Genomic DNA, 24,710 nt, shown 5'->3' with positions numbered 1-24,710 from the left:
GCGGCCCGTCCGCGCGGGCGGGGGAGGTGGGAGGTGGGTACGCCGGCCCACCTCCTCCCCCGCGCGGCCCGTGCGGTCGGTACCGTCAGGCGGATGCGATCAGCAGGGCGGCGTTCTGGCCGCCGAAGCCGAAGGAGTTGCTCAGGGCCACCTCCACCCGGCGGTGGCGCGCGGCGCCGTGGACGACGTCCACCTCCACCCTCGGGTCGATCCGGGTGGTCCCCGCCGACGGCGGGATGACGCCGTGGTGCACCGTGAGCGCCGCGAAGGCGGCCTCGATGGAGCCGGCAGCGCCCAGCGGGTGCCCGGTGACCCCCTTGGTGGAGCTGACCTGGACGTCCGTCCCGGCCACCCGGCGGATGACGCCCGCCTCGATCACGTCGTTCAGCGGCGTGGACGTGCCGTGGGCGTTGATGTAGCCGATGTCGCTCCCGGTCAGCCCGGCGTCGGCGAGCGCCGCCCGGACCGCCAGTTCGGCCCCTTTGCCCTCGGGGTGCGGGGACGTCACGTGATGCGCATCCGCGGAAGCGCCGTACCCGATCACCCGGGCCACGGGCCGCACGCCGCGCGCCCGCGCGTGCTCCTCGGACTCCAGTACGACCACGCCGGCGCCCTCGCCGAGGACGAAGCCGTCACGGTCGACGTCGAAGGGGCGCGACGCGGTCTGCGGGTCGTCCAGGCGCCTGGACAAGGCCCGCATCCGGGCGAAGGAGGAGACGTACAGCGGGGTGATGGGGGCTTCGGCGCCACCCGCCACCACGATGTCGGCGAGTCCCGAACGGATCAGCTCGCGGCCGAGGCCGATCGCGCTGGCGCCCGCGGCACACGCCGTGCACGGGGCCATGCAGGGACCGTTGGCACCGATGTCGATGGCGACCTGCCCCGCAGCCATGTTCAGCAGGCCCATGGGCAGGGTCATCGGGGACACCTCGGAGGGGCCCTCCTCGATCAGCACCCGGTGCTGCTCCTCCAGCGTCGCGGTGCCGCCCGCCCCGGAACCGAGGATGACGGCCACCCGCGAGCTGTCCGCCCACTCGCCCGGGATGAGCCCGGCCTGCGCCAGGGCTTCGCGGACGGCGACGACGGCGAACTGGGAGTAGCGGTCCCACTGCCACGCAGCGCGCAGGCCCTGTCCGGCCGGGTCGAAGCCGGGCACCCGGCACGCCATCGTCACCGGCAGGCCGGCAAGGTCGGGGTGGTGCGCGGCCGTCGGCCGGCCGTCGACCACCCGGTCCCAGCTCTCCTTGACGCCGATGCCGGCGGGCGTGACGAGCCCGATGCCGGTGATGGCGGCGGCGAATCCGGTCATCAGACCGCGGCGCCCTTCTGCTCGACGAGGGCGACGATGTCCGCAACGACGGAGACCTCGGACAGTTCCTCATCGGTGATGGCGACGCCCAGGCGCTTCTTCAGGGCGGTGGCCAGCTCGATCTGGGAGAGCGAGTCGAGGCCGAGGTCGTCGAAGGTCGCGTCGGCAACGACCGTCTCGGGGTCGAGGTCGAAGCGGGCGACGAAGACCTCGACGACGGAGTCGTGGACGGAACTCATGGTGTTTCCTCCTGGAAGTGAACGGGATGCCCGGCCCCGGCGGGTCGGCCGCCGGCGGGCTGTCCGGCCGGTGGTCCGGCCGGAAGTCGGTTGCGCCGATGGATCAGTCGACGGGTGGATCAGTCGACGGGCTCGGCGCGAATGTCGGGCCAGACCAGGACGGTCGAGCCCCACGACAGGCCGGCGCCGAAGGCGGAGAGCAGCACCCGCTGGCCCGCCTTGAGGTCGCCGCGGGCGGCGTAGTCGTTGAGCAGGAGCGGCACGGACGCCGAGAGGGTGTTGCCCACCCTGTCGATGTTCACCGCGACCCGCTCCTCGGGGACCTCCAGTTCCTCCGCCACGGCCGCCACGATGCGGATGTTGGCCTGGTGGCCGACGAACCAATCGACGTCCCCGACGGACCAGTCGGCCCGCTTGAGGGCCGTCTGCGCCGACTGCGTCATCCGTTCGACGGCCTGGGTGTAGAGGGCCCGGCCCTCCATCCGCAGGTACCAGTCCTCCGCAGGTACGGAGGCGTGACCGAGGCCGCCGGCGGCGGACCGCTGGCGGGATCCGCCGGCCGGGATGGCCAGCAGGTCCGCGAGGGCGCCGTCGCTGCCGAGGTCGAACGGGCCCAGCGCGCCGGGCTCGTCGGGCTCCCCGCGGCGCAGCACCACCGCGCCCGCCCCGTCGCCGAAGATCGGCGCCGTGGCCCGGTCTGCGGGGTTCACCAAGGTGGTGAACGCCTCGGACCCGACGAACAGCACGGTGTCGGCGGTGCCCGACTCGATCAGCCCGACCGCGGTGGCGAGCCCGTAGAGGAACCCGCTGCACGCCGACGTCAGGTCGAACGCGGCGATCGTGCCCAGCCCCAGCCGAGAGGCGACCTCCGGCGCGACGGCCGGGCAGAGCCGCTCGGGCGAGGTGGTCGCCACCACGAGCGCGTCGACGCCGCTCAGCCCGGCCGAGCTCAGCGCCCGGGCACCGGCCCGCACCGCGAGTTCGCCCGTCGACAGACCTTCGGAGACCACCCGCCGTTCCCGGATACCGGTCCTGGTGCGGATCCACTCGTCAGTCGTGTCCAGCGTGTGCGAAAGGTCGTCGTTCGTGACCGTCCTGGGCGGGAGGTACCCCCCGATCCCGGTGACCACTGCCGCCATTGACCCACCCCCTCGTATCGGCCGCGTCCACGGCCTGACCTGGCGTCAACAGACTTGCCCACAGGGCTGTGACCAGGCAATTGGCCCTTGGTACACACCCTGTCAGGCGTGTACCAAGGGCCAATTGACCCCCCGTTCGGACCGGTGCGAGCCTCCCGGCTATGAGCACGACAACCTCTGATCTCGCCGAGCTCCTCCCCGCCGGACGGGTGGTCACCGACCCGGTGCGGCTGGCTTCGTTCGCACACGACGAGGCCGTCGGCGCCCCGTACGTCCTGCCCGCGGCGGCGGTGGAACCGCGCGACACCGCCGAGGTCGCCGCCGTCGTCGCGTACTGCCACGAGCGCGGCGTGCCCGTCGTCGCCCGCGGCGCCGGGACCGGCCTGTCCGGCGGGGCCAACGCCGTGGAGGGCTGCGTGGTGGTTTCGTTCAAGGGCATGGACCGGATCCTGCGGATCGACGCGGACGAGCGGCTGGCGGTGGTGCAGCCGGGCGTCGTCAACGACGACCTGCGCGCCGCCTGCGCCGCCGAAGGCCTGTGGTACCCGCCGGACCCGGCGAGCGCGCCCTGGTCGACCATCGGTGGGAACGTCGCCACCAACGCGGGCGGGCTGTGCTGCGTGAAGTACGGCGTGACGCGCGACTACGTGCTCGGCCTGGAGGCGGTCACCGGCCGCGGCGAGGTGGTGCGGCTCGGCCGTCGGACGGCGAAGAGCAGCGCGGGCTTCGCACTGGCCGGACTGCTGGTCGGTTCGGAGGGCACGCTCGGCCTGGTGACCGAGGTCACCGTGCGGCTGCGCGGGGAACGCGCACCCGAACACACGGTGGTCGGCTCCTTCGAAGACCTGCCGGCCGCTGGCGGGGCCGTTGCCCGGGTGGTGGCCTCCGGAGTCGTCCCCAGTGCGCTGGAGCTCGTCGACCGCTACTGCCTGCGCGCCGTGGACGAGTGGAAGAACACCGGACTGGGTGACACCGGCAACGTGCTGCTGCTGGCCCGCTGCGACGCGCCCGGTGAGGCCGGGGTGCAGGAGGCCGACACCGTGCTGGCCTGCTTCCGGGCCGCAGGCGCCACCTGGAGCGCGCGCTCGGAGGACCAGACCGAGGCCGACGCCCTGTTCGCGGCACGGCGCCTGGTGTACCCGGCGCTGGAGCGCCAGGGCCTGGTACTCAGCGAGGACATCTGCGTCCCGCGCACCCTCGTTCCCGAGATGCTCGCCCGGCTGGAGGCCACCGGCCGCGCGCAGGGCGTACGGATCGCCGGCCTGGCCCACGCGGGCGACGGCAACCTGCACCCGATGATCGTGGTGCCGCGCGGCGACGACCGTGAGCTGGCGCGGGGGCGGGAGGTGTTCGAGACCATCGTCGAAGAGGCGGTCGCGCTCGGCGGCACCGTCACCGGCGAGCACGGTGTGGGGCTGCTCAAGATGCGCGGGCTGGTGTCCGAGCTCGGTCCGGCCGTGCTGGACCTGCACCGGGGCATCAAGCGGGTCTGGGACCCGGCGGGCATCCTCAACCCGGGGAAGATCTTCACCGCCCAGCCGTGACGGGGCCGGTCCCGCGGAACCGGGGCCGGCCCGGGGACGGCGCTGCTCCTTGCCCGGCCGTAGCGAACAGGGCAGCAATGCGCCGTACTCGTGCGCGGCGCCGACCGTCACGTCGGCGCGCTGGGTGGTCAGCTCGTTCACCCGGTTCGCCAGCACCATCGTGGGCGACGGGCTCAGGAGCGGGACTGCCACCCCCTCGACGGTCCGCCGGGCTTACGGGCGCAGGCGGCGCCGGGGAGGGGACCCGTCGCACGGAAGGGGAGCAACCGGCCAGTCCCCTCTGAAGACCGGACCTCGTCGTGCCCGGACTCGTACGCTCGGCGCACGCATGGCCGATGGCCGTATCCCCCCTCCACCGGCACGGCACCCGCACACGGGGCCCCGGTCCGTGCGCGCAGCCCACGGACCGTCACGGATCCGGGCCAGCCCGGCGACCACCGCTGAGGTTCTACTCCCCCGGTGGGCTGTCGCGCCCGCTTATCCGGCATGACACCTGTCATGCAGCATCTATGATCCGCGGCCCTGCCGCGGAGGTGCAGTCCCGACCAGACTGGTGGTCAACACACCGACCACGGGGGCAACATGAACATCCTGAGCAAGAAGACCCCACCGGCCACACTGGCCGACACCAGCGATCTGATCCCGGCCGACTACCGGCTCCCGGTCTGGTTCTTCGCCTTCGAAGGCGTACTCGCCGCCGCCTTCGACATCCTCAGAGCCTTCCCGTCGGCCTGGCCCGTCCTGCTCATCCTCCTGGCCGCCAACATCACCATCTCCCTGACCCTCATGCGCAAGCGCATCAGGCTCGCCAAGGCACTCTGGCACGGCAAGGAAACCCGCAAGATCGCCCTCGCTCTGATCGCCCTGCGCATCGGCAGCCACTTCGCCCTCAACGCCGCGGGCCTGGCCATCACCTCCATACCCGGCCACCTCCTCTTCGCCCTCATCATGGCCACCACCACCATCGGCCTCCTCGCCTACTCCCAAGAGACCGCCATCCGCGCCCTCACCGTGCCACCCACCACCGCCCCGGCCCTATAAGCGGCACACGGACGGCGTGCACCGGGTGGACGCACCCCATCGCCCCTGTCGGTGTCGTCCACCCCATGGGCGGTGGACTCCACTCGGTGGAGTGGAGCCGGGCATTGTCGGTGTGCACCACGGCATCGGGTGCGCGGCATCGGGTGCGCTCAGTGGCCGGCCTCCCGGCCGCGGTGCGGTCCGGGCTCCTGCGGGTGGTGCGCCCGCTGATCGTCCTGGCGCACCGGCTGCGCTCCATCGGCATCGTCCTGTTCGGCACAGCGGTCCGCGCGGGTGCGGGAGGCGTCGGCCGCCTTGGAGAACGCGTCCTGGGGGTGGCACAGCCTATCGGCCGTGAGATCGAGGGCTTCCACGTCCGTGCGGGACTCCCTCAAGGCCCGCAGCGCCGTCAGGTCGATCGCCTCCCCGCGCCCGGCCTCCGGCTCCTGGTTGTCGTGCTCGGCTTCGGCGGCCGCAGGCGCTAGCAGCAGCTCGGGCATCGCCGCCTGCTGGTGCGCGACGACGCCCCACGCCCGGCCCCGAACAGCGGTGGCGGTGGTGGCGGTGCGCAGCTTCTCCCGCACCACCGCGCCGGCGAGGACAACTCGCTCGTACTGCAACGGGAGGCGGGGTACCTCCCACTCCCCCATGTCCTGGTCCGGGGGCCGGGGCGCAGTCGGCGCGCTGGGATCGGCCGGGGCTGCCGGTCCGGTCGGCCGCGGGAGTTGGTGGGCGGCGGCGGGCGGGGAGGCCGGACAGCGCCCACCGGACGGTGTAGAGGCGGTAGCCGGCCTCCAGACCGCGCACGGTCTTCGGCTCGCTGATGTCCAGGCAGTGGGTGGAGATGGCGGCGGCCACGATCTGGTCGTCCAGGCCGGGGTCGCGGCGGTGGCCGCGCAGGACGAGGGCGAGGTGGCGTCGGGCTTCGGCGAGCAGGTGCCTGCGGTGGAGGCGGCCGCCGTCGCTCATCACGAACACGGTCGCGGCGACGTCGACGGCCGCCAGGGCAACGTCGACCACGGCGTCGACCCGGGCTGGATCGAGGCAGCCGCCGGACGGGCGCACTCGAGGCGGAAGGTGATGGGCCACCCCGCAGGTGAGGATCGCGCTCGTCTTCCACCAGACGCGCAGCTGCGCGAGCGGCCGGGTCTTCTGCTTGGGCGGTCGGGTCTTGGCCGTCCAGTCCACGGTGCGGGCCTGACCCCTCCAGCCGCAGGTGCACTCGGCCCGCGGGGGCGCTGCGCGCGGTCGGCGGTGGTGTTCTTGGCCGTCGTAGACGCTCCAGCGCCGAACGTCCCAGCCACCGCTGCCCGAGTTCGCGTCGAAATACAGCGGCTTCGGAGCCGTGCCGTCGGCCAGGAGCACACCCCTTCGCCCCTCATGCGAGCGGGCGAAGGGGTACGCGTCACATCGGAGCGGTGTCGCGCTGTAGTCGCCCCACACATCGTCCAACAACCGGTGCCCGGTGCCACCGACACCCTCCGGGACGCCGATCCGAGCCTGTCCTACAGCCTTCATCGGTCTGCTCACACCCAACCCGCGCGCCCCGGAACGACCGGACCCCCGTGGCTCATCCGCCCGCCTGCAGACGGCGCAGGGCATCCTCGGAGTCCCGGTCGTCGGGCAGGTAGGCCAGGAAGTGGTGACCGGGCTCGTCCACGGCGGCCAGCTTCACGTACCGCAGGCGAAGTTCGCCCACGGCCGCATGCCGGAAACGACGGACCGAGGGCTGGAACCCGGCTGTCTCCCGGCGCTCGTACCAGCGGGCCGCGTCACCGTCCGACAGCAGCTCGCCGATGAGTTCGGCGAACCGCGGATCGTCCGGCCGGCGAGCCGCCCGGGACCGGAACTGGCCGAGCAGGGTGCGGGCCTCGTGTTCCCAGTCGGCGAGCAGGGTGCGCGCCGGCGGCCAGCGGAACACCAGCCAGAGGAGGTTGCGCTGCTTGGGGTGCAGCCGCGCCGGATCGGTCAGCAGCGCGGCGTACCCGGCGTTCCACGCCAGCAGGTCCCAGTGCGGGTCGAGGACCACGGCCGGGTGTGGTGTCATGGCCTGCACCAGACTGAGCAGGTTGCGTGACACCCAGGTGGGAGCGTCGGCAGGTGACCTGCTCTCCTCCACGAACGACAGGACGTGCGCGGTTTCAGCGGCGTCCAGTCGCAGCACTCGCGACACCGCGCGCAGCACCTGCTCCGAGGTACGCACCCGGCCCTGCTCCAGCCACGTGTACCAGGAGACGCTGATCCCGGCGAGTTCCGCGACCTCGGCCCGCCGCAGCCCCGGGGTCCGGCGGCCCGGGGCCTCCGGCAGGCCCACGTCTCTCGGCGTCAGCCGTTCACGGCGGGACCGCAGGAAGGCCCCCAGTTCCCGGCGGGGGGACTCGCCCGAGGGCGCGGGTACGGCGCTCACCGACCACCGCGCCGGCGGCCGGCCCCGGCTGGCGAGGAACCGCGGTCCGCAATAGGCGAGGTGCAGGTGTCCAGGGGCGACAGCCTGCCGCGCGTCATGGTGCCTCTTCTCCGGACAGCGGGCGTCCGCCCGAACGCGGGCGCCCTCTGGTGATGCTGCCGTCAACAGGCGCGATGCCGAACCGGCAGGCTGTGAGTCATGGTAATAGTCGGCGGTCTCCGTCCCGAAGGGCCCGGTGCTGAACTGGTGGCGGACCGCATCCGCCCAGGATCGGTCCGTCCCTGTCACCGGTTCTCGTCGAACCCTCTCGGAAGGGAGCGTCCCCCCATGACCACCACCGCGTCGACACCGGTGGCGACCTTGCCCGCGTCCTCCCTGCGGCTGTTGCGCACCGCTGGATTCGTCAGCAACTTCGACCGCTTCTGCATCGCGCCCATGCTGGTCCTCATCGGCCCCCGGCTCGGGGCCCCGCTTCCCACCGTGGTGCTGGCCGCGAGCGGCTATTACCTCGCCTACGGGCTGATGCAGCCGGTGTGGGGGGTGGCCAGCGACCGATGGGGCCGAGTGTGGGTGATGCGGGTGTCGCTCACCGGCGCGGCATTGGCGGCCCTGGCCTCGGCCCTCGCTCCCAACGCTCCCGTGCTGATCGGGGCCCGCGCGCTGGCCGGCGCATTCTTCGCCGCCTCCATCGCCGCCTCCTTGACTTACGTGGGCGACACGGTGCCCGCCGCGACACGGCAGCGCCCCCTCAGCGAGCTGATGACCGCGTTCGCGCTGGGCACCGCCGTGGCCACGGTCGTCGCCGGGGCGCTGGCGCACTACCTCACGTGGCGGCTGGTGTTCGCGCTGCCCGGCCTCCTCGCCGCCTACCTGGCGGTGGCCCTGCGCCGCCTGCCCGAGCCCGAACGGGCCCCCTCCGGATCGCTGCTGGCGCCCTTCCGCGTAGTCCTGTCCTCGCCGTGGCAGTGGTACGTCATGGCGGTGGCGATGCTGGAGGGGGCGGTGCTCCTCGGCTTCCTGACCTACCTGGCCCCGGCCCTGGAGGCGCGTGGAGTTCCCACCCCTCTGGCCGGCGCGGTCGCGGCCGTGTACGGGGTCGGTTCCATGGCGGCGGCGCAGGTGGTCAAGCGGCTCGTCGGACAGTGGTCGGCGGTGGGCCTGATCGTGGCCGGCGGCGTGCAGATGGCTGCGGCGTACCTGCTCGCCGGCTACAGCCAGTCCACCGGGGCGCTCGTCCTGGTCGGGCTGCTCCTCGGGGGCGGCTGGTCCTTCATGCACTCCACGATCCAGTCGTGGGCGACGGCCCTGTCCCCGGCGGCCCGCGCAACGGGCGTGGCCATGTTCGGCCTTGCCCTCTACGTGGGCAGCGCCGTGGCCACCGGGCTGGCGGCCTCCACCGCCCAGGCGCACGACTACCGCCCCCTGTTCTGGCTGGCGGCGCTCCTGACCGTCCCACTGACGGTGGCCGCGGCGGGGGGCCGGGCATGCTACCGCTGAGGGGGTGGTCCGGGTGCTTCGGCCGCGCGGGCCGCGGTCCGAGAACGCGTCCGGAACGGGATGACCCGCAGGGAGGCCGTGGTGATCAGTGCCCGGTGGAAGCCGACGTCCTCTTCGCGATGCTCCGGGACGGAACCTTCAACGAACACAGCCTGTTCGGGCGGCCGCTCCGCATACCTAGACGATCGGAGGGTGTTTCTAGGCGTCTGGGACGATGTGCTTGTGCATGCTGATGACCAGGTTGGGGAGGGCGTCCCTGCTGAGCTCGCGGTGTTTCTCCGGGGCGCTGTCGATGACCGTCCGGTGAGAATCGCTTCTTCCCGCTGTGGAGGTTGCGGCGGCCGGGTGTTCTTCGTGCTGGTGAACGACTGTGGAGCGGAGCGGGAGTGCTCTGGCTGCGGCAGCCGTGCGTTCGTCGCAGACAGCGAGGATTACTGGGAGGAGGACTACTGGGAGACCGAGAGGTCCGGCCCGGCTTACTGTCCGTGCGGAAGGGACAAGATTGAGGCCGCAGTTGCCTTCTCCCTCGGCGAGGATGGATCGGGTCCGTTGGGTGGCCGTCGGCCTTAGGTACATCGCGGACGGATTCTGCGATGTCTATATCGACTGGGAGATCGACTACAGCCCCACGGATCACCTCCTGACCATGGCCGGCTCCCCGAGCCCCCGGACACCGGACCCGGGGGTGACCACCGCGTTGCCGCGCAAGGCCGGAGCGACGCAGGACGAGGACCGTTTCGTCCTGCTGAAACCCGGTGCCGTCCGGCCGGGCCGCGTACCGCTGCCACCCGCCTTCGCCGTCAAGGCCGCCACGGCCGGCACGGAGGGGCGGCTGTCACTCCTCGAAGTGACGCCGGCGAAGGACATTCCGCGCCACGTCCACCGCCGGGCCGACGAGTGCGTCTACGTCCTCGAGGGAGTCCTCGCCATCGAGTTCGACGACCGCACCCACTCCGCGCCGCAAGGGACCTTCGCCCTGCTGCCCCGGGGCGTCCCGCACGCCTTGCGGCGCGCCTCCGACCCGCCCCCGCGCGTCCTGCAGATCTCCTCCCCGGGCGGCTGGGAGTGCTACGTCGAGGACCTGGCCGAGGCGGGCGCAGTCGCGTGGGGCGGTAGCGCGAGTCGATCACGGCGGTAATGCCGGGCGGGGTACGGCGCCGAGGACACCGGGCCGCCGCAAACCGCACGGGCTTCGAGACGGCTCAGGTGGGCAACCGGCCGTGAAAACGCCGGGTCGAACGCGCTTCAGGGGCTGGTCGTGGGGGAGATGGGCGCCGGGGCGAGGACGTCGAGTTCCTCCAGGGCGCCCACCGCGATCTGCCGCGTCAGGGACTCGGCGCGGGCCGCGTCGCCCTCCCGTACGGCCTCGGCGACCTGGACGTGGAGGGTGACGGCGGCCGGGTCGGGGTCCGGGAACATCACGGCGTGCTGCGTACGGCCGGTCAGGACCTCGGCGACGACGTCGCCCAGCCGGGCGAACATCTCGTTGCCGGAGGCGTTGAGCACGATCCGATGGAAGTCGATGTCGTGGCGCAGGTACGCCTCCAGCTGGTGGCCGCGCGAGGTGCTGACCATGCCGAGGGCGGCCTCGGTGAGCGCGGCGCACTGACCGGGGGTGGCGCGGGCGGCGGCGAGGCCGGCCGCGACCGGCTCGATCGCGGAGCGCAGCACGGTCAGGGAGCGCAGCTGGCGGGGGCGGTCGGCGCCGGCGAGGCGCCAGCGGATGACGCGCGGGTCGTAGACGTTCCACTCCTCGGCGGGGCGTACGGTGACGCCGACGCGGCGGCGGGACTCGACCAGCTGCATGGACTCCAGGACGCGGACGACCTCACGGACCACGGTGCGCGAGGCGTCGAAGCGCTCCGCGATCTCGTCGGTGCGAAGGACGCTGCCTGGCGGGTGCTCGCCGGCGGTGATCGCGAGGCCGAGGGTGTCCAGCACGTGGGAGTGGAGTCCCTGGCCTTCGGTGGTCATGGCGTAAGCGTACGGTGGCCCCTTGCCCAACAAAAGATGTGATTTTTTGCCGTCAGACTCTTGAATAAGTACTACTTAATAGGTTTCAGTGAGGGCGCACGAACCGATGTCGACGAAGACAGCGAGGCACGACATGAGCGGCACCCAGCGCGTGATGGTGGTGATGGGCGTGGCCGGCACGGGCAAGACGACAGTGGGCAGGCTGCTCGCGGACGCGCTCGGCCTCCCGTACGTGGAGGGCGACGCGTTCCACCCGGCGGCCAATGTCGCCAAGATGTCCGCCGGCATCCCGCTGGACGACGCCGACCGGCGGCCCTGGCTCGACGCCATCGGCGCGTGGATCGGCGCCCGGCCGCCGGGGCAGGGCGCGGTGGTGGCCTCCTCGGCCCTCAAGCGCGCCTACCGCGACCGACTGCGCGCCGCCGCGCCCGATGCCGTGTTCGTGCACCTGACCGGCGAGCGCCCGCTGATCGAGCGGCGCATGGCGGCGCGTACGGGCCACTTCATGCCGCCCGCGCTGCTGGACTCGCAGTTCGCCACGCTGGAACCGCTCCAGCGGGACGAACTCGGCGTCGTCGTCGACGTGTCCGGATCACCCGAGGAGATCACCGAACGGGCCCTGGCCGCGCTGTCCGCGCTGCCCGGTGCCGACCGGCCGGCCGCTCCCTCCCGAGAAAGATAAGGAACCCACCGTGACAGGTCTCAGCGTCGAGATACTGGCGGCGGCCGCGCCCGCACCGATCACCTCGGCCGGGGACGCCCAGCTGGGCGTGGCCGTCCTCGCGGGCATCGCCGTCATCGTCCTGCTCATCACCCGCCTCAAGCTGCACGCCTTCCTGGCGCTGACGGTCGGCTCGCTCGCCCTCGGGGTGTTCGCGGGCGCCCCGCTGGACAAGACCATCGCCAGCTTCACGGCCGGGCTCGGCGCCACGGTCGCCGGGGTCGGCGTACTGATCGCGCTCGGTGCGATCCTCGGCCGGCTGCTCGCCGACTCCGGTGGTGCCGACGAGATCGTCGACACCATCCTCGCCAAGGCCAAGGGGCGGGCCATGCCCTGGGCCATGGTGCTGATCGCCTCGGTGATCGGGCTGCCGCTCTTCTTCGAGGTCGGCATCGTCCTGCTGATCCCGGTGGTGCTGCTGGTGGCCAAGCGGGGCAACTACTCGCTCATGCGGATCGGCATCCCGGCCCTGGCCGGCCTGTCCGTGATGCACGGCCTGATCCCCCCGCACCCCGGCCCGCTCGTCGCCATCGACGCGCTGCACGCGAACCTCGGCGTGACGCTCGCGCTCGGCGTGGTGGTGGCGATCCCGACCGTGATCATCGCCGGGCCGCTGTTCTCCCGGTACGCGGCCCGCTGGGTGGACATTCCGTCGCCCGAGCGCATGACCCCGCAGCGACCCTCGGCGGAGCTGGAGCACCGCCCGCGGTTCGGGGCGACGGTGTTCACGGTGCTGCTGCCGGTGGCGCTGATGCTGGTCAAGGCGCTGGTTGACATCGTTGTCGATGATCCGGAGAGCGGGCTGCAGCGGGTCACGGACGTCGCGGGATCGCCGCTGATCGCCCTGCTCACGGCGGTGCTGGTGGGCATGTTCACCCTCGGGCGGGCGGCCGGATTCACCAAGGCGCGGATCTCGACGACGGTGGAGAACTCGCTGGCCCCGATCGCGGGCATCCTGCTGATCGTGGGCGCGGGCGGGGGTTTCAAGCAGACCCTGATCGACGCGGGCGTCGGCCGGATGATCCTGGACCTGTCGAAGGACTGGTCGATACCGGCCCTGCTGCTGGCCTGGCTGATCGCCGTGGCCATCCGGCTCGCGACGGGCTCGGCGACGGTCGCCACGATCTCGGCGGCCGGGCTGGTGGCTCCGCTGGCTGCGGGCATGTCGACCACGCAGACGGCCCTGCTGGTGCTGGCGGTCGGGTCCGGATCGCTGTTCTTCAGCCACGTCAACGACGCCGGGTTCTGGCTGGTCAAGGAGTACTTCGGGATGACGGTCGGACAGACCGTCAAGACCTGGTCGGTGATGGAGACCATCATTTCGGTGGTCGGCCTGGGCTTCGTCCTGCTGCTGTCACTGGTCCTGTAAGACCGACCCGCGGAACGCGCCGCCTCCCTACGCCCGCCGCCGGCTGAGCAAAGGCCGGGGGCGCCCGGCTTCTACGGGCGGGGGTGGAGAGGGCGGCGGCGTCCGCGCCATCGCCACGTAGGGCAGGCGCGAGAGGAGGGACCGCACGGTGGACCGGCTCGGGACGCGGTCCGTCTCGGCTTGACAGGCAAGCGGCCACTCGCCACTGGTGTGCTTGTAGCCGACGACCCCACCGACGCCCACGGACCGGATCGCCTCGCCGCGAAGTAGCCGATCGCGCTCGTCCGCAGGGAGAGACGCCAGTGCGCGAGCGGGTCGGCCGCCTGTCCGGTCTCGGCGGCAGTTGATCAACGGCATATGGTTCCGGTCCTGACCGGTCTGCCGTGGCGGCCCGTACCCGTCGGGTACGGGCCGGGGGGCCGGGCCTACGACTTGTTCCGCCGATGGCAGCGGAACGGCACCCGGCACGAAGTCCTCACCCGGCAGCAGTCCCTGGCCGACGCGCAGGGAGCGAGCACGTGGGACTTGAACGTCGGCTCCACGGTCTGCCGCGCCCACCAGCATGCGGCCGGGGCCGCCATCAGGACTATCTGCAGGGCGATCGGCATCGTCGTCACGACGCTGGCCGGCCTGCGCGCCGAGGACGGCCGGGACGTTCTACGGGAGATCCCCCGGCACACCGACATCAAGATGCGCAGCGTCCCCGAACTCAGCCTGGAATGAGCCCAGACGGGATACCTCTCGAGCGTGGCTTTGCCCACGAGAACGGGTGCTGGCTCAACTTCCGTGGTGTGATCGCGTCGTGTGAGTGGCAGCCAGGGCGTGGGCGAGCGGTGTGACGGGGTCATCGGCGGTCCGGTGACGGGACTGTTGAGTGGGCCAGGTGGAGAACGCGTCGTCCGACCAGCAAGGAACTACGTGGAAGTGCAGCTGCGGTACTGACTGTTCGGACCCGGGCCCACTGGCGCTCAGGTTGTTCACACCTCCGGCTTGCAACTCGGTCCGCATCCGCGCCGTCGTCAGGAGCGCGCGAGCCGGGCCGCGAGATAGGGTGCGGTGGCGCTGCGGCGGGCCCTGGCCACCTTCGCCGGCGGCCCCGCGGCGACCACCCGCCCGCCCGCGTCGCCGCCGCCCGGCCCGAGGTCGATGACCCAGTCGGCGGTGGCGATCGTGTCCAGGTCGTGCTCGACGAGGACGACCGTGTTGCCGGCGTCGACGAGCCGGTGCAGCTGTCGCAGCAGCAGCGCGATGTCCGAGGGGTGCAGCCCCGCCGTCGGCTCGTCGAGCAGGTAGAGCGCGTGCCCGCGGCGGGCTCGCTGCAGTTCGGTGGCCAGTTTGATGCGTTGCGCCTCACCACCGCTGAGTTCCGTCGCGGGCTGGCCCAGCCGCAGGTACCCCAGTCCCACCTCGCGCAACGTCTCCAGACTGCGGGAGGCGGCCGGGACGGCGGACAGGAACGTGGCGGCAGCGTCGACGGACAGCGCCAGCACTTCCGCGATGTTCTTGCCGCGGTAGGTGACTTCCAGAGTTTCGGCGTTGTACCGGGCGCCCTGGCAGGTCGGGCACGGCGCGTAGGTGCCGGGCAGGAACAGCAGTTCCACTGCGACGAACCCTTCGCCCTGGCAGGTCTCACACCGCCCTTCGGGCACGTTGAAGGAGAACCTCCCAGCCGAGTAGCCGCGCGCCCTGGCCTCGTCCGTCGCCGCGTACAGCTTGCGCACCGCGTCGAACATTCCCGTATACGTGGCCAGGTTGGACCGTGGAGTTCGGCCGATGGGCCGTTGGTCGACCAGGACCAGCCGGTCGAACGACTCGACCCCCGACGCGTCCTGGACGTCGACCTCCAGCTGCGCCTCGTCGGGCTCCTCGGTTACGAGCCCGAGGTGACCGCGGACGACCTCGGCGAGCACCTGCGTCACCAGTGTCGACTTTCCGGAACCGGACACGCCCGTCACCGCCGTCAGTACGCAGAGCGGTACGTCGACGGACACGTCGTGCAGATTGTGGCGGGAGACGCCGCGCAGGTGCAGCCAGCCGTGCGGCGTGCGCGGGCGGTGATCGAGCGGCTGGGCGCGCCCGAACAGGTACTGGCTCGTGGCCGACTCCCCGACCCGCTCAAGACCGGCTACCGGGCCGCTGTACAGCACGCGTCCGCCGCCCTCGCCCGCGCCGGGGCCGATGTCGACCACCCAGTCCGCCCGCCGTACGACGTCCATGTCGTGCTCCACGACGAACAGCGAATTGCCCGCCGCCTTGAGGCGGTCCAGCACGTCCAGCAGCGGTTCCGCGTCGGCCGGGTGCAGGCCCGCGGAGGGTTCGTCGAGGACGTAGACGACGCCGAACAGCCCCGAGCGCAGCTGGGTGGCGATCCGCAGGCGTTGTGCCTCGCCGGGCGACAGGGTCGTGGAGCGGCGCCCGAGGCTGAGATATCCGAGGCCCAGCTCGAGCAGTACGTCGACCCGCGCGACCAGATCGCCGCAGATCCGGACCGCGACCTCGGTCGTCTCCCCGGATCGGGCGGTCGACGTGGTGGCGTCGGCCTCGGACCGCCCCGCGACGGGCCGCAGCAGCGCCACGACCCCGGTGAGCGGCATCGCGTTGATCTCGGCGATGGAACGTCCGACGAAGGTCACGGCGAGCGCCTCGGGCCGCAGTCCGCTGCCGTGACACTCGGGGCAGGGCACACTCCTGACGAACCGGAGCGCCCGTTCGCGCATCTTCTCGCTCTTGGAGTCGGCGAGGACGTGCATGACGTGCTTGCGGGCGCTCCAGAACTTGCCCTGGTAGCCGTAGTCGACGCGGTCCTCCTCCGGCTCGACGTACACGGAGGGCTGCTCGTCCGTGTACAGCAGCCAGTCCCGGTCCTTCTTCCTGAGCCTGCGCCACGGTCGGTCGACGTCGATCCCCAGGCCGCTCACGACACTGCGCAGGTTGGCGCCCTGCCAGGCGCCCGGCCAGGCGGCGATGGCCCCCTCGCGGATGCTCAGCGAGGGGTCCGGGACGAGCAGGTCCTCGGCGACGTCGTGCACGACGCCCAGTCCGTGGCACTCCGGGCAGGCGCCGGCCGCGGTGTTCGGTGAGAACGACTCGGCTTCCAGCCGTCCGGCCCGGGGCGGATAGGTGCCGGCGCGCGAGTACAGCATGCGCAGCAGATTGGACAGCGTGGTGATGGTGCCGACCGTCGAGCGCGAGCTGGGCGACCCACGTCGCTGCTGCAGGGCCACGGCGGGTGGCAGTCCGGTGATCTCCTGCACGTGCGGCGCGCCGACCTGTTGCAACAGCCTTCGGGCGTACGGCGCTACGGACTCGAAGTAGCGCCGCTGGGCTTCCGCGTAGAGCGTGCCGAACGCGAGCGAGGACTTGCCCGAACCGGAGACGCCGGTGAAGGCGACCATCGCGTCCCGCGGAACGTCGACATCGATGTTCCGCAGGTTGTTCTCACTGGCGCCCCGGACATGCACGAAGGGGTCGCTCGCGTCCTTGTTCACCGTTCCTGATTACCTGATCGCGCCGGAAACCGCGCGACAGGCGCCGTCACCGGACCCCGCTCACACGAGAATCCGGAGAGTCCCGGTATGAGCCGCTCCCGGGGAACATTCGATCCGACCCCCTTCGGTGAACGCGGTGGCTCGCCTCCCGGTGGCGCACTCACCCCGGCGGCTCAGCCCCAGGGCGCGAACATGCGCCCCGCCCGACGCCGCCTTGCCACACCCGCGACCGAGCCGCCCTGCGACACAGGACGGGAACGGCAACAACCCGCTGACCGGCATCGCCCTCGCGGCCGATCGCCCGGACCGGAACCGGCTCTCAGCGGATCGCCCAGTCGCACATCGTGACCTGCGAAGATGCCGCTCCTTACCGGCCGGCCTTGCGGGGTTGTCGTCGTCCGGTCACGGACGGCAATCGGTCGTCCGTTCGCCCCCGGGGAACCGCCATGACTGATCTGAACGCCCTGCGGGCAAGCCTTGCGTCGGGTGAGCACGAGTTCGCCGACACCCGGGCCTTCGCCGCCGCGCATTACGCGTACCAGCCGCAGGCGTTCCGCAACGGCGAGCTGGAGAATGCCGCAGGTGAGAACGAGGGTTCCTGCAAGACGCTGGGGCTGGCCCTACTGGAAGGGCTGGGCGACCAGGAGGCGCTGCCGGCATTCGGTGAGCACTATCGCAGCGTGCAGGCGACGCCGGACGACACCGATCACGGCAACATCCGCAACCTCATGGCCCATGGCCTGGCACAGGTGAGCTTCACCGGGCAACCGCTGGCCCACAAGAGCTGAACGACGACGGCACCGGCAGCAGGGCAGGTCCGGCCTTCTCGGGGGGCGTCCGGGCTACGACGAGCTGCTCGCGCATTGCGGCCTGCCTCCTCACGCAGGCGGGTCACCTACGTCTGCCCGTCCGCGAAGAAGTCCGTCCGCGAAGAGGGTCTCGGGCTCACGCACGGAGCCCGTCCACCCCGGTGAGCCGCTGGACGAGTACGTCCGTCGGACCGGGCTGACGGGCCGCTTCGCCGAGATGCCGCCGCAGCGGCCCCGCGGGCATCCCCCGCCGGCTGCGGTCCGCCTGCGGCACTTGCTCAGGCAGATACCGCCGGGACAGCAGATGGCTGACCTCAGGCCGCTCAGCATCTGCCGGCCATCGCATCCATAACGGCCGGCCCCCAGCCTCGTGGCGTCGGCCCCTCCTCACGGGCGGGCGCGCAGTGCTTGCCCGTCCTGTGGCGGGGCGCCGGTGATGTTGGTGACGCGCTCAGCTCGCCGGCCGATGGGTGCCGGGTCGTCCGGCGGTCGGCCGGAAGTCAGTCGGGTTGCCTCCGGCAACACGCTGCTGGGCCAAGGGTCGCGCTGACGGTGGTCAAACGCAGCGACGACACCACCGGCTTCGTCGTGCTGCCGAAAAGATGGCTGGTGGAGCGAACGTTCGCGTGGTTGAGGCGCTCACGCCGCCTGGTCCGCGACTACGAAGCCCGCACCGACGGCGCCGAGGTGACGATCATGTGGTCGATGAGCATGGTCAAGAGCCGCCGCCTCGCCCGGCGACGGCACTGAACACTCCCGGACGCACTTCTGCCAGCCAGCCGCGCACGGCCAGGCGCTTGACCTTCGACCGCACGCCCTCCACCTTCACGGGCACAGGCTCCAGCCCTACCAACACCGCGAGTTCCCGACAGTCCATCGCCACGGCACCCGCCCCACCCCGACCCGCCAGAGCGTTCATGAGCCGCTGGTAGTCCGGCGACAGCACCGAGGCGGTGAGGCCCTCGCGCCACATCGGCACCACCGAACCGGGCACCGCACCCCCAACCCGCGCCGGTCGCTCGCCGGCCACACCATCCGGTGGCCCTTCCTCACCCCCGCGAGGTTCCGCCAGGACCTCGGCCACCGCCTCACGGGCGGTCAGCGACAGCTGCTACCCCGGGCACGTACCGAAGGCGTGCCGTCACGGGCTGCCGCCCTCTTGAGGGTGAACGAAGGCCGAGAACCGCACGGCTGCGGCGGACTGGTTGAAGACTGTTCGGCGAGCACTTCGGGCGACGGCGTGAGGCGGATGACATGACGGACGGTGTGGTCCTGCTGGCACTGCGGGAGAACCCGCTGGGCGGCGGCGCCGACGGTGAGCAGCTGCGACGGATCGGGAAGGAACTGGAGAATCGGGGTCTCACCGTGCGGTGGGCCCGCGATGCGCGGGAAGCCCGTGCCGTGATGCACACCGAGACGGGGCTTTCGGCGGCGCTGGTCGCCTGGGATCTCCAGCCCCCTACGGACGCCCCGGCGGCGGAGGGCGGCAGCGGCGCGGTGCTGCGGCACATCGAGCGGCGCTTCAAGAACCTCCCCGTGTTCCTCGTGATGTCGGACGAATCGGAGCACGATCTCGAACGGCTGCCCCTTTGGGTGTCGGAGGCGGTCATCGGCTACATCTGGGCCCTGGAGGACACTCCCGCCTTCATCGCCGGGCGCGTCACCGCCGCGGCACGCGGTTACCGCAAGGACGTGCTGCCGCCGTTCTTCAAGGCGCTGCGCAAGTTCGACGACGCGCACGAGTACTCCTGGCATACGCCCGCCCACGCGGGCGGCGTGGCGTTCTTGAAGTCGGCGGCCGGGCGGGCCTTCTTCGACTACTACGGCGAGCGGCTCTTCCGCAGCGACCTGTCGATCTCCGTGGGTGAGCTCGGTTCGCTCTTCGAACACAGTGGTCCCATCGGGGAGGCCGAGCGCAATGCAGCCCGGGTCTTCGGCGCAGACCGTACGTACTTCGTCCTGCACGGCGATTCCACCGCCGACCGCATGGTGGGCCACTACAGCGTGACCCGCGACGAGATCGCCGTGGTGGACCGCAACTGCCACAAGTCGGTGCTGCACGGGCTCGTCATCTCCGGCGCCCGGCCGGTGTACTTGGTTCCGACCCGCAACGGCTACGGCTTGGCCGGTCCGCTGCCACCGACCGAGATCAGCCCCTCGGCGGTACGCGCCCGAATCGCGGCGAACCCGCTGACCGAGCACGCGGTTTCGCCCGAGGCCACGTACGCCGTGCTGACCAACTCGACGTACGACGGCCTGTGCTACGACGCCGTGCAGGTCGCCCACGCCCTCGCCCCCAGCACACCCCGTCTGCACTTCGACGAAGCGTGGTTCGCCTACGCACGCTTCCACCCCCTCTATGCCGGCCGTTACGGGATGGCCGTGGGGCCCGACACCTTCGAGGGGCCGCTGCGCCCCACGGTCTTCGCCACGCAGTCGACGCACAAGCTGCTGGCGGCGCTCTCCCAGACGGCCATGGTGCACGTGAAGTCCGCACCCCGCGCACCGGTCGCGCACGAGCGGTTCAACGAGGCGTTCATGATGCACGGCACGACCTCGCCGCTGTATCCGGCGATCGCGTCGCTGGACGTGGCGACCGCCATGATGGACGGCCCGCAGGGCGAATGGCTGATCGAGGAGGCCATCACCGAGGCGGTCCGCTTCCGCCAGGCCGTCGTGCGTACCGGCCGCCGTATCGCCGCGGCCGGGGACCGGCCGGACTGGTTCTTCGGCATCTGGCAGCCCGAGACCGTCACCGATCCCGCCACGGGCGAACGCATGGCGTTCGCCGACGCGCCACCCGCTCTGCTGACCCGCGAGCCCGGCTGCTGGCAGCTCAAGCCCGGCGCAGCCTGGCACGGGTTCTCCGACCTGAGCGAGGGCTACTGCCTGCTCGACCCGGTCAAGGTGACCCTCACCTGCCCCGGCGTCACCGCGACCGGCGAAACGGGTGAGTGGGGCATCCCCGCGCGGATCCTGACCGCCTACCTCGCCACCCGCGGGATCGTCGTGGAGAAGACCGACACCTACAGCACGCTCGTCCTGTTCTCCATGGGCATCACCAAGGGCAAGTGGGGGACCCTGATGGACGCGCTCATGGACTTCAAAGCCCTTTACGACAGCGACGTGCCGGTGCACCGCGTCCTGCCCGAGCTGAGCGCGCAGTTCCCTCGCCGCTACGCCAAACTCACCTTGCGCGCCCTGTGCCAAGAGATGCACGAGCACCTCACCCGGGCCGATCTCATCAACGCCTTGGACACCGCCTTCCGGCAACTGCCGCAACCCGTCGCGCCACCACAGCACTGCTACCAGCAGCTCATCCGCGAAGGCACCCGGCGGGTGCGGCTCGCGGACGCCGCGGGCCACATCGCGGCCGCGATGGTCACCGTCACGCCCCCCGGCATTCCGGTCCTCATGCCCGGCGAAGCCATCGGTACCCAGGAGGGGCCGCTCTTGCGCTACCTGGGCGCCCTTGAGGCGTTCGACCGGCTCTTCCCCGGCTTCCACAGCGAAGCGCACGGCGTCACCATCGATCCGGAAACCGGCGACTACCTCATCGAATGCGTCCGGCCGAACGCGCGATAGGAGCAGACAGTGCCGGGGAAGCCGGCGCAGTTCGGCGACGGCGCATCGGCGGGGGCCGGCGGATACAGTCGGGAGATGGAACTGCGGCAGCTGAGCTACTTCGTCACCGTCGCCGAGGAACTGCACTTCGGCCGTGCCGCCGACCGACTGCACATCGTCCAGTCAGCGGTCAGCCAGCAAGTGCAAAGGCTGGAAAGGTCGTTGGGAACCACCCTCTTCGACCGCTCGCCGCGCCACGTGCGGCTCACCGGTGCGGGAGAGCGGCTGCTGCCCGAGGCACGGGCCGTGCTCGCCGCCGCCGAACGCGCCAGGGCCACCGTGCGGGAACGGACCAGCCTGCGCCTCGGGACCAGCACCGGCCTCGGTGAGCACCTGGACCGGCTGCTCGGCGACCTGGCCGTCGTTGCCCCCGACACCGCGGTACAGCTGGTTTCGGCCGCGTTCCGCGACCGCTTGGAACAGGTCGCGGACGGCCGCCTCGACGCCGCCTTCGTGCGTTCCCTGGAGCCCGCCCCGGGAGTGCGCATCCTGCACCTGGGGAACGACCCCCTGGTAGCAGCCCTGCCGGCGGTCCATCCACTGGCCCGCGAGACGGAAGTGTCCATCACCGACCTGGCCGGCCTACAGCTTTGCATGACGGCCCGCCGCACCAACCCGGCCTTGGTCGACCTGGTCGTCGAAGCCTGCCACTCGGCCGGCTTCGAGCCGGCGCCCGGTCCGGTCAGCGGATCGCTACAGGACACCCTCGCCACCATCGGTTCCGGCTCCATACCGATGTGGACCGTGGTGTACGCGGCTCACGCACGGGTACTGCTCAATCCTCGGATCGCCTTCCGCCCGTTCCGGGCCCCCGCCCTGGCCCTGCCCATCGGCCTCGCCGTCCGCCGCGGTACCCCCTCGGCCGGTCTGCAAGCGCTCCTGAAGACGCTCGCACCCCTCCCCAACAGCAGCGATCACGAACACTGATCGTTGCGGTCGCAGTCTGCTCCTTGGTCGGACGACACCGATCGGATGGACTGGGGTCACGCCGGTGAGCGACCCGGAAAGGCCGGGAAGCCGCCGCTGGAAGAGGAGTTACACCATGCCCATCGTCACCGTCCAACAGGGTCCGCGCGACGTCCAGCTGAAGCGAGAGCTCGTCAAGCAGATCACGGACGCCTTCGTCGACGCGTACAAGATCCCGGCCGAGACGGTCCAGGTGTGGATTCACGAGGTCCCGACGGACAGCTGGGGCGCCGCCGGCACGCTCACCGCCGACAAGTAGCACGCCGCCCGTACGGGGCGTTGGAAGATGCGGTGGGCATCGACGGGTACCGCGCCCATCGAGTCCGCCGCACCCTCGGCGGGAGCGCCACGTGGCCAGGCGTCTTCCGACCGCCGACAGGGCCTGCGCCGTCGGAGGCTCATCCTCGCGGACGGGCCTTTCAGCGGACCGGCGTCATGGTTCGCGCGCCAGAGCTGCGTCGGCGAGTGGTCGGGTACTCACCACCGCCAGTTTCCAAGCGTTCGCGCTGCGGAGCTTGGCGAACAGGATGCCCTGGAACACCAACCGGTCCGGATGCCGCGTACGCCCGGGGCGCCGGGCTCGACGCTCGGCCTTGGGCAGCAGGGGTCGATCACTGTCCACGGATTCGGTCGATGGCCTCACGCACCCCTCTGGGATTCCGTACGCTACGTGCATCCGCAGGGGTGGGACCGAGTGGGGGAGCATGGCCGGCGCAGAAGGAGCAGGGCCCGTATTGGGGGGTCGCTACCGGCTCGTGCGCCCGCTGGGTTCCCGCCGATCCGGGCGGACCTGGGAGGCGTACGACGAGCTCCTCGGCACGCGCGTGGTGGCCAAGGAACTACGCTCGCCCTGGACGCTGACGGACGCCGCGCGCGGGAACTGGCTGCGGCGCACGGAACGGCAGGTACGTCGGACGGCAGGACTGCCCCGGCATCCGAACCTGGTGGCCGTCCACGACCTGGTGGTCGACGGCCCCAGCCTCTGGACCGTCATGGAGTTCGCCGAAGGGCAATCGCTGGCGGGGCGCCTCCAGGAGCAGGGGCCGCTGAGCACGCCGGAGGCCGCACACGTCGCCACCGCCCTGCTGACCGCGCTGCATGAGGTACACAAGGCGATGATCGTGCACGGCGCGGTGCGTCCCGACAATGTGATGATGGACGGCGACCGAGTGGCGCTGATCATCTACCCGGGGACCGCCGTCCACCTCGGGGACTACGGGGACGACGAACCGCCCGGACTCAGCGGGCTCATCCGCCGGGTGGACTACCTCGCGCCGGAGCGGATCCAGGGACTCGCGCAACAGCCGGCGAGCGACCTGTACGCCCTCGGGGTCACGCTGTACGAGGCAGTCGAGGGGATCTCGCCGTTCCTCCATTACTCTCCCGAAGCCACCCTGGCCGCCATCCTGAACCAGCCGCCCCCGCCGATGGGGCGCGCCCGGTCACTGGAACCGCTGATCGAAGGGCTCCTGCGGAAGGACCCCGCGGCCCGCCTCACGATCCCCCAGGCCTGGAGGATCCTGAACCGCTCTGGGCCCGTCGGCGAGGACGCCCCGCCACAAGCCCGGCCGGCGCCCGTGACCGCGGCCCCCGATCACGACCACGACCACGACCACGATTACGACCTCGTCCCCGCGCAAGCCATGCCCGAGCCCGCGCCGGCCCCCAACGCCGAACACCCTCCCCGCATCACGGCACCCGGCGACAACAGCACGCTGATCGTGACGGCCGCGCTGCTGCTGTCCCTGATCGTGGTGTGCGTCCTGTCGGCGCGCCCGGTGCTGGAGTACGCCGGCTCCGTCGCAGCGGCTCCCTTCTGGCCGACCGTGCTGTCGTGGATGGCATTCGCGCTCGGGCTGCTCGTCCTCGGGCTCCAAGTACGGGCCACCGTACGGCTGGGGGGCGCGCGGTACCCCTTACGGTCGCGGCTGTCGCTGGTACCGCCGCCGCGGTGGTCGCAGCAGGAGTTCGCCGCCCGCCGCGAGGCGGCCGAGCGGGCCGTGGACGAGTCCTTGTTGCGGGTCGACCAGCGGCTGGCAGCCGCCTCGCCCCGCCCGAACGGGAACGGGAACGGGGGCACCGATGCCTGAGCAGGACCCCGCCGCCCCGATACCGGTACCCGCTGCGGCCTCACCCGCGGCGTCGGCCCCGAGTGCCATACCCTCCTTCCCCCACGCGGATGAGGCGTCGAAGTGGAAGGAGATCGAACCGGACCACCTCGCGTGGCGGCGCGCGCTGGTGGAACGCCAGTTGCGGCAGGAGCGCCTGGACCAGTGGACGGGCTACGGCTTCCGGCTGCTGGAGTACGCGATCGTCGTGGGGTTCGGCGTGGCCTTCGTCTGGCTCGGCTTCTACGCAGTGGACCACAAGGCCTCGGGGCAGGCCGCGCCGCTGATCGGCGGTGGAATGGCCGGGCTGGTGAGCGCGGTGCTGGCGGTACGGAACCGGCGGAACTGAGGGCGCACCGCGCCGAGACTGGCCGGTCGCCGTCCCGCGCGCGTTCACCTCCCCGCGCCGCGTGCGCCCGTACCGGCTCCCGTGCTCCACCGGGGCGGTACCGCGGAAGCGCCACGCCAGCTACGGGGCGGCCGCTCCTCCGATCCG

At 71.6% G+C, this 24,710-nt stretch carries 21 protein-coding genes; 14 read left to right on the top strand and 7 right to left on the bottom strand.

The genetic code is table 11. The features are described 5' to 3' along the window. Window positions 1-85 precede the first annotated feature (85 nt). The 3 genes from ACZ4M3_RS29345 to ACZ4M3_RS29335 form a co-directional block, all read right to left on the bottom strand. On the bottom strand, window positions 86-1,309 hold the full coding sequence (locus tag ACZ4M3_RS29345) for a beta-ketoacyl-[acyl-carrier-protein] synthase family protein (RefSeq protein WP_467737689.1): 1,224 nt from the start codon (window positions 1,307-1,309) through the stop codon (window positions 86-88). Further along, window positions 1,309-1,548, bottom strand: coding sequence for an acyl carrier protein (locus tag ACZ4M3_RS29340; protein ID WP_383512478.1), 240 nt, complete (start codon window positions 1,546-1,548; stop codon window positions 1,309-1,311). The genes ACZ4M3_RS29345 and ACZ4M3_RS29340 overlap by 1 nt, the downstream gene beginning before the upstream one ends. Window positions 1,549-1,667: 119 nt before the next feature. Next, window positions 1,668-2,687 (bottom strand): beta-ketoacyl-ACP synthase III, encoded by a 1,020-nt coding sequence (locus ACZ4M3_RS29335; RefSeq protein ID WP_467737687.1) that lies wholly within the window; start codon window positions 2,685-2,687, stop codon window positions 1,668-1,670. Between the two features lie 161 nt (window positions 2,688-2,848). Between ACZ4M3_RS29335 and ACZ4M3_RS29330 the strand changes: the two genes are divergently transcribed. Next, entirely contained in the window at window positions 2,849-4,231 is a 1,383-nt protein-coding gene (locus ACZ4M3_RS29330) for an FAD-binding oxidoreductase (protein ID WP_467737685.1), read from the top strand. A 582-nt stretch (window positions 4,232-4,813) separates the two neighbouring features. After that, window positions 4,814-5,272, top strand: coding sequence for a hypothetical protein (locus tag ACZ4M3_RS29325; protein WP_467737683.1), 459 nt, complete (start codon window positions 4,814-4,816; stop codon window positions 5,270-5,272). A gap of 149 nt (window positions 5,273-5,421) precedes the next feature. Here the strand turns inward: ACZ4M3_RS29325 and ACZ4M3_RS29320 are convergent, their stop codons facing one another. Both ACZ4M3_RS29320 and ACZ4M3_RS29315 read right to left on the bottom strand, forming a co-directional pair. Then, entirely contained in the window at window positions 5,422-5,901 is a 480-nt protein-coding gene (locus tag ACZ4M3_RS29320; RefSeq protein ID WP_467737681.1) for a hypothetical protein, read from the bottom strand. A gap of 920 nt (window positions 5,902-6,821) precedes the next feature. Continuing rightward, complete coding sequence (locus tag ACZ4M3_RS29315; protein ID WP_467737679.1) at window positions 6,822-7,658, bottom strand: helix-turn-helix domain-containing protein; 837 nt, start codon at window positions 7,656-7,658, stop codon at window positions 6,822-6,824. Window positions 7,659-7,985: 327 nt separating this feature from the next. On the opposite strand from ACZ4M3_RS29315, the gene ACZ4M3_RS29310 reads away from it, so the two are divergent. Both ACZ4M3_RS29310 and ACZ4M3_RS29305 read left to right on the top strand, forming a co-directional pair. After that, the gene (locus ACZ4M3_RS29310) at window positions 7,986-9,155 is read left to right on the top strand and encodes an MFS transporter (RefSeq protein ID WP_467737677.1); all 1,170 of its coding nucleotides are present in this window, start codon (window positions 7,986-7,988) and stop codon (window positions 9,153-9,155) included. Window positions 9,156-9,708: 553 nt separating this feature from the next. Further along, entirely contained in the window at window positions 9,709-10,293 is a 585-nt protein-coding gene (locus ACZ4M3_RS29305; RefSeq protein ID WP_467737675.1) for a cupin domain-containing protein, read from the top strand. A 107-nt stretch (window positions 10,294-10,400) separates the two neighbouring features. Here the strand turns inward: ACZ4M3_RS29305 and ACZ4M3_RS29300 are convergent, their stop codons facing one another. Next, window positions 10,401-11,129 (bottom strand): FadR/GntR family transcriptional regulator, encoded by a 729-nt coding sequence (locus tag ACZ4M3_RS29300; RefSeq protein WP_467737673.1) that lies wholly within the window; start codon window positions 11,127-11,129, stop codon window positions 10,401-10,403. 133 nt (window positions 11,130-11,262) lie between these two features. Between ACZ4M3_RS29300 and ACZ4M3_RS29295 the strand changes: the two genes are divergently transcribed. The 3 genes from ACZ4M3_RS29295 to ACZ4M3_RS29285 all read left to right on the top strand — a co-directional run bounded on the left by ACZ4M3_RS29295 (window position 11,263) and on the right by ACZ4M3_RS29285 (window position 13,942). Then, on the top strand, window positions 11,263-11,811 hold the full coding sequence (locus tag ACZ4M3_RS29295) for a gluconokinase (RefSeq protein WP_467737671.1): 549 nt from the start codon (window positions 11,263-11,265) through the stop codon (window positions 11,809-11,811). Between the two features lie 10 nt (window positions 11,812-11,821). Further along, window positions 11,822-13,219, top strand: coding sequence for a GntT/GntP/DsdX family permease (locus ACZ4M3_RS29290; protein WP_467737669.1), 1,398 nt, complete (start codon window positions 11,822-11,824; stop codon window positions 13,217-13,219). Between the two features lie 357 nt (window positions 13,220-13,576). Continuing rightward, the gene (locus tag ACZ4M3_RS29285; protein WP_467737667.1) at window positions 13,577-13,942 is read left to right on the top strand and encodes a hypothetical protein; all 366 of its coding nucleotides are present in this window, start codon (window positions 13,577-13,579) and stop codon (window positions 13,940-13,942) included. A gap of 296 nt (window positions 13,943-14,238) precedes the next feature. On the opposite strand, the gene uvrA is transcribed toward ACZ4M3_RS29285, so the two are convergent. Then, window positions 14,239-16,707 carry an excinuclease ABC subunit UvrA gene (uvrA, locus tag ACZ4M3_RS29280; protein ID WP_467737665.1) on the bottom strand — a complete coding sequence of 823 codons (2,469 nt, stop codon included), beginning with the start codon at window positions 16,705-16,707 and terminating at the stop codon, window positions 14,239-14,241. Between the two features lie 446 nt (window positions 16,708-17,153). On the opposite strand from uvrA, the gene ACZ4M3_RS29275 reads away from it, so the two are divergent. The 7 genes from ACZ4M3_RS29275 to ACZ4M3_RS29245 all read left to right on the top strand — a co-directional run bounded on the left by ACZ4M3_RS29275 (window position 17,154) and on the right by ACZ4M3_RS29245 (window position 24,563). Further along, on the top strand, window positions 17,154-17,495 hold the full coding sequence (locus ACZ4M3_RS29275) for a HopJ type III effector protein (RefSeq protein WP_467737663.1): 342 nt from the start codon (window positions 17,154-17,156) through the stop codon (window positions 17,493-17,495). A gap of 429 nt (window positions 17,496-17,924) precedes the next feature. Next, entirely contained in the window at window positions 17,925-18,266 is a 342-nt protein-coding gene (locus ACZ4M3_RS29270) for a transposase (protein WP_467737661.1), read from the top strand. A 504-nt stretch (window positions 18,267-18,770) separates the two neighbouring features. Further along, complete coding sequence (locus ACZ4M3_RS29265; RefSeq protein WP_467737659.1) at window positions 18,771-21,101, top strand: Orn/Lys/Arg family decarboxylase; 2,331 nt, start codon at window positions 18,771-18,773, stop codon at window positions 21,099-21,101. A gap of 75 nt (window positions 21,102-21,176) precedes the next feature. Then, window positions 21,177-22,067 (top strand): LysR family transcriptional regulator, encoded by an 891-nt coding sequence (locus ACZ4M3_RS29260; protein WP_467737657.1) that lies wholly within the window; start codon window positions 21,177-21,179, stop codon window positions 22,065-22,067. Window positions 22,068-22,182: 115 nt separating this feature from the next. Beyond that, window positions 22,183-22,365 carry a 4-oxalocrotonate tautomerase DmpI gene (gene dmpI / locus ACZ4M3_RS29255; protein ID WP_361127287.1) on the top strand — a complete coding sequence of 61 codons (183 nt, stop codon included), beginning with the start codon at window positions 22,183-22,185 and terminating at the stop codon, window positions 22,363-22,365. Between the two features lie 475 nt (window positions 22,366-22,840). Then, the gene (locus ACZ4M3_RS29250; RefSeq protein ID WP_467737655.1) at window positions 22,841-24,196 is read left to right on the top strand and encodes a serine/threonine-protein kinase; all 1,356 of its coding nucleotides are present in this window, start codon (window positions 22,841-22,843) and stop codon (window positions 24,194-24,196) included. After that, entirely contained in the window at window positions 24,189-24,563 is a 375-nt protein-coding gene (locus tag ACZ4M3_RS29245; protein WP_467737653.1) for a hypothetical protein, read from the top strand. Before ACZ4M3_RS29250 ends, ACZ4M3_RS29245 begins: the two co-directional genes overlap by 8 nt. Window positions 24,564-24,710 lie beyond the last annotated feature (147 nt).

It is taken from the genome of Streptomyces sp. NPDC026522 (assembly GCF_055567555.1).
Note: the sequence above shows the minus strand (reverse complement) of the source record. Positions and strands in the feature narration are given on the sequence as shown.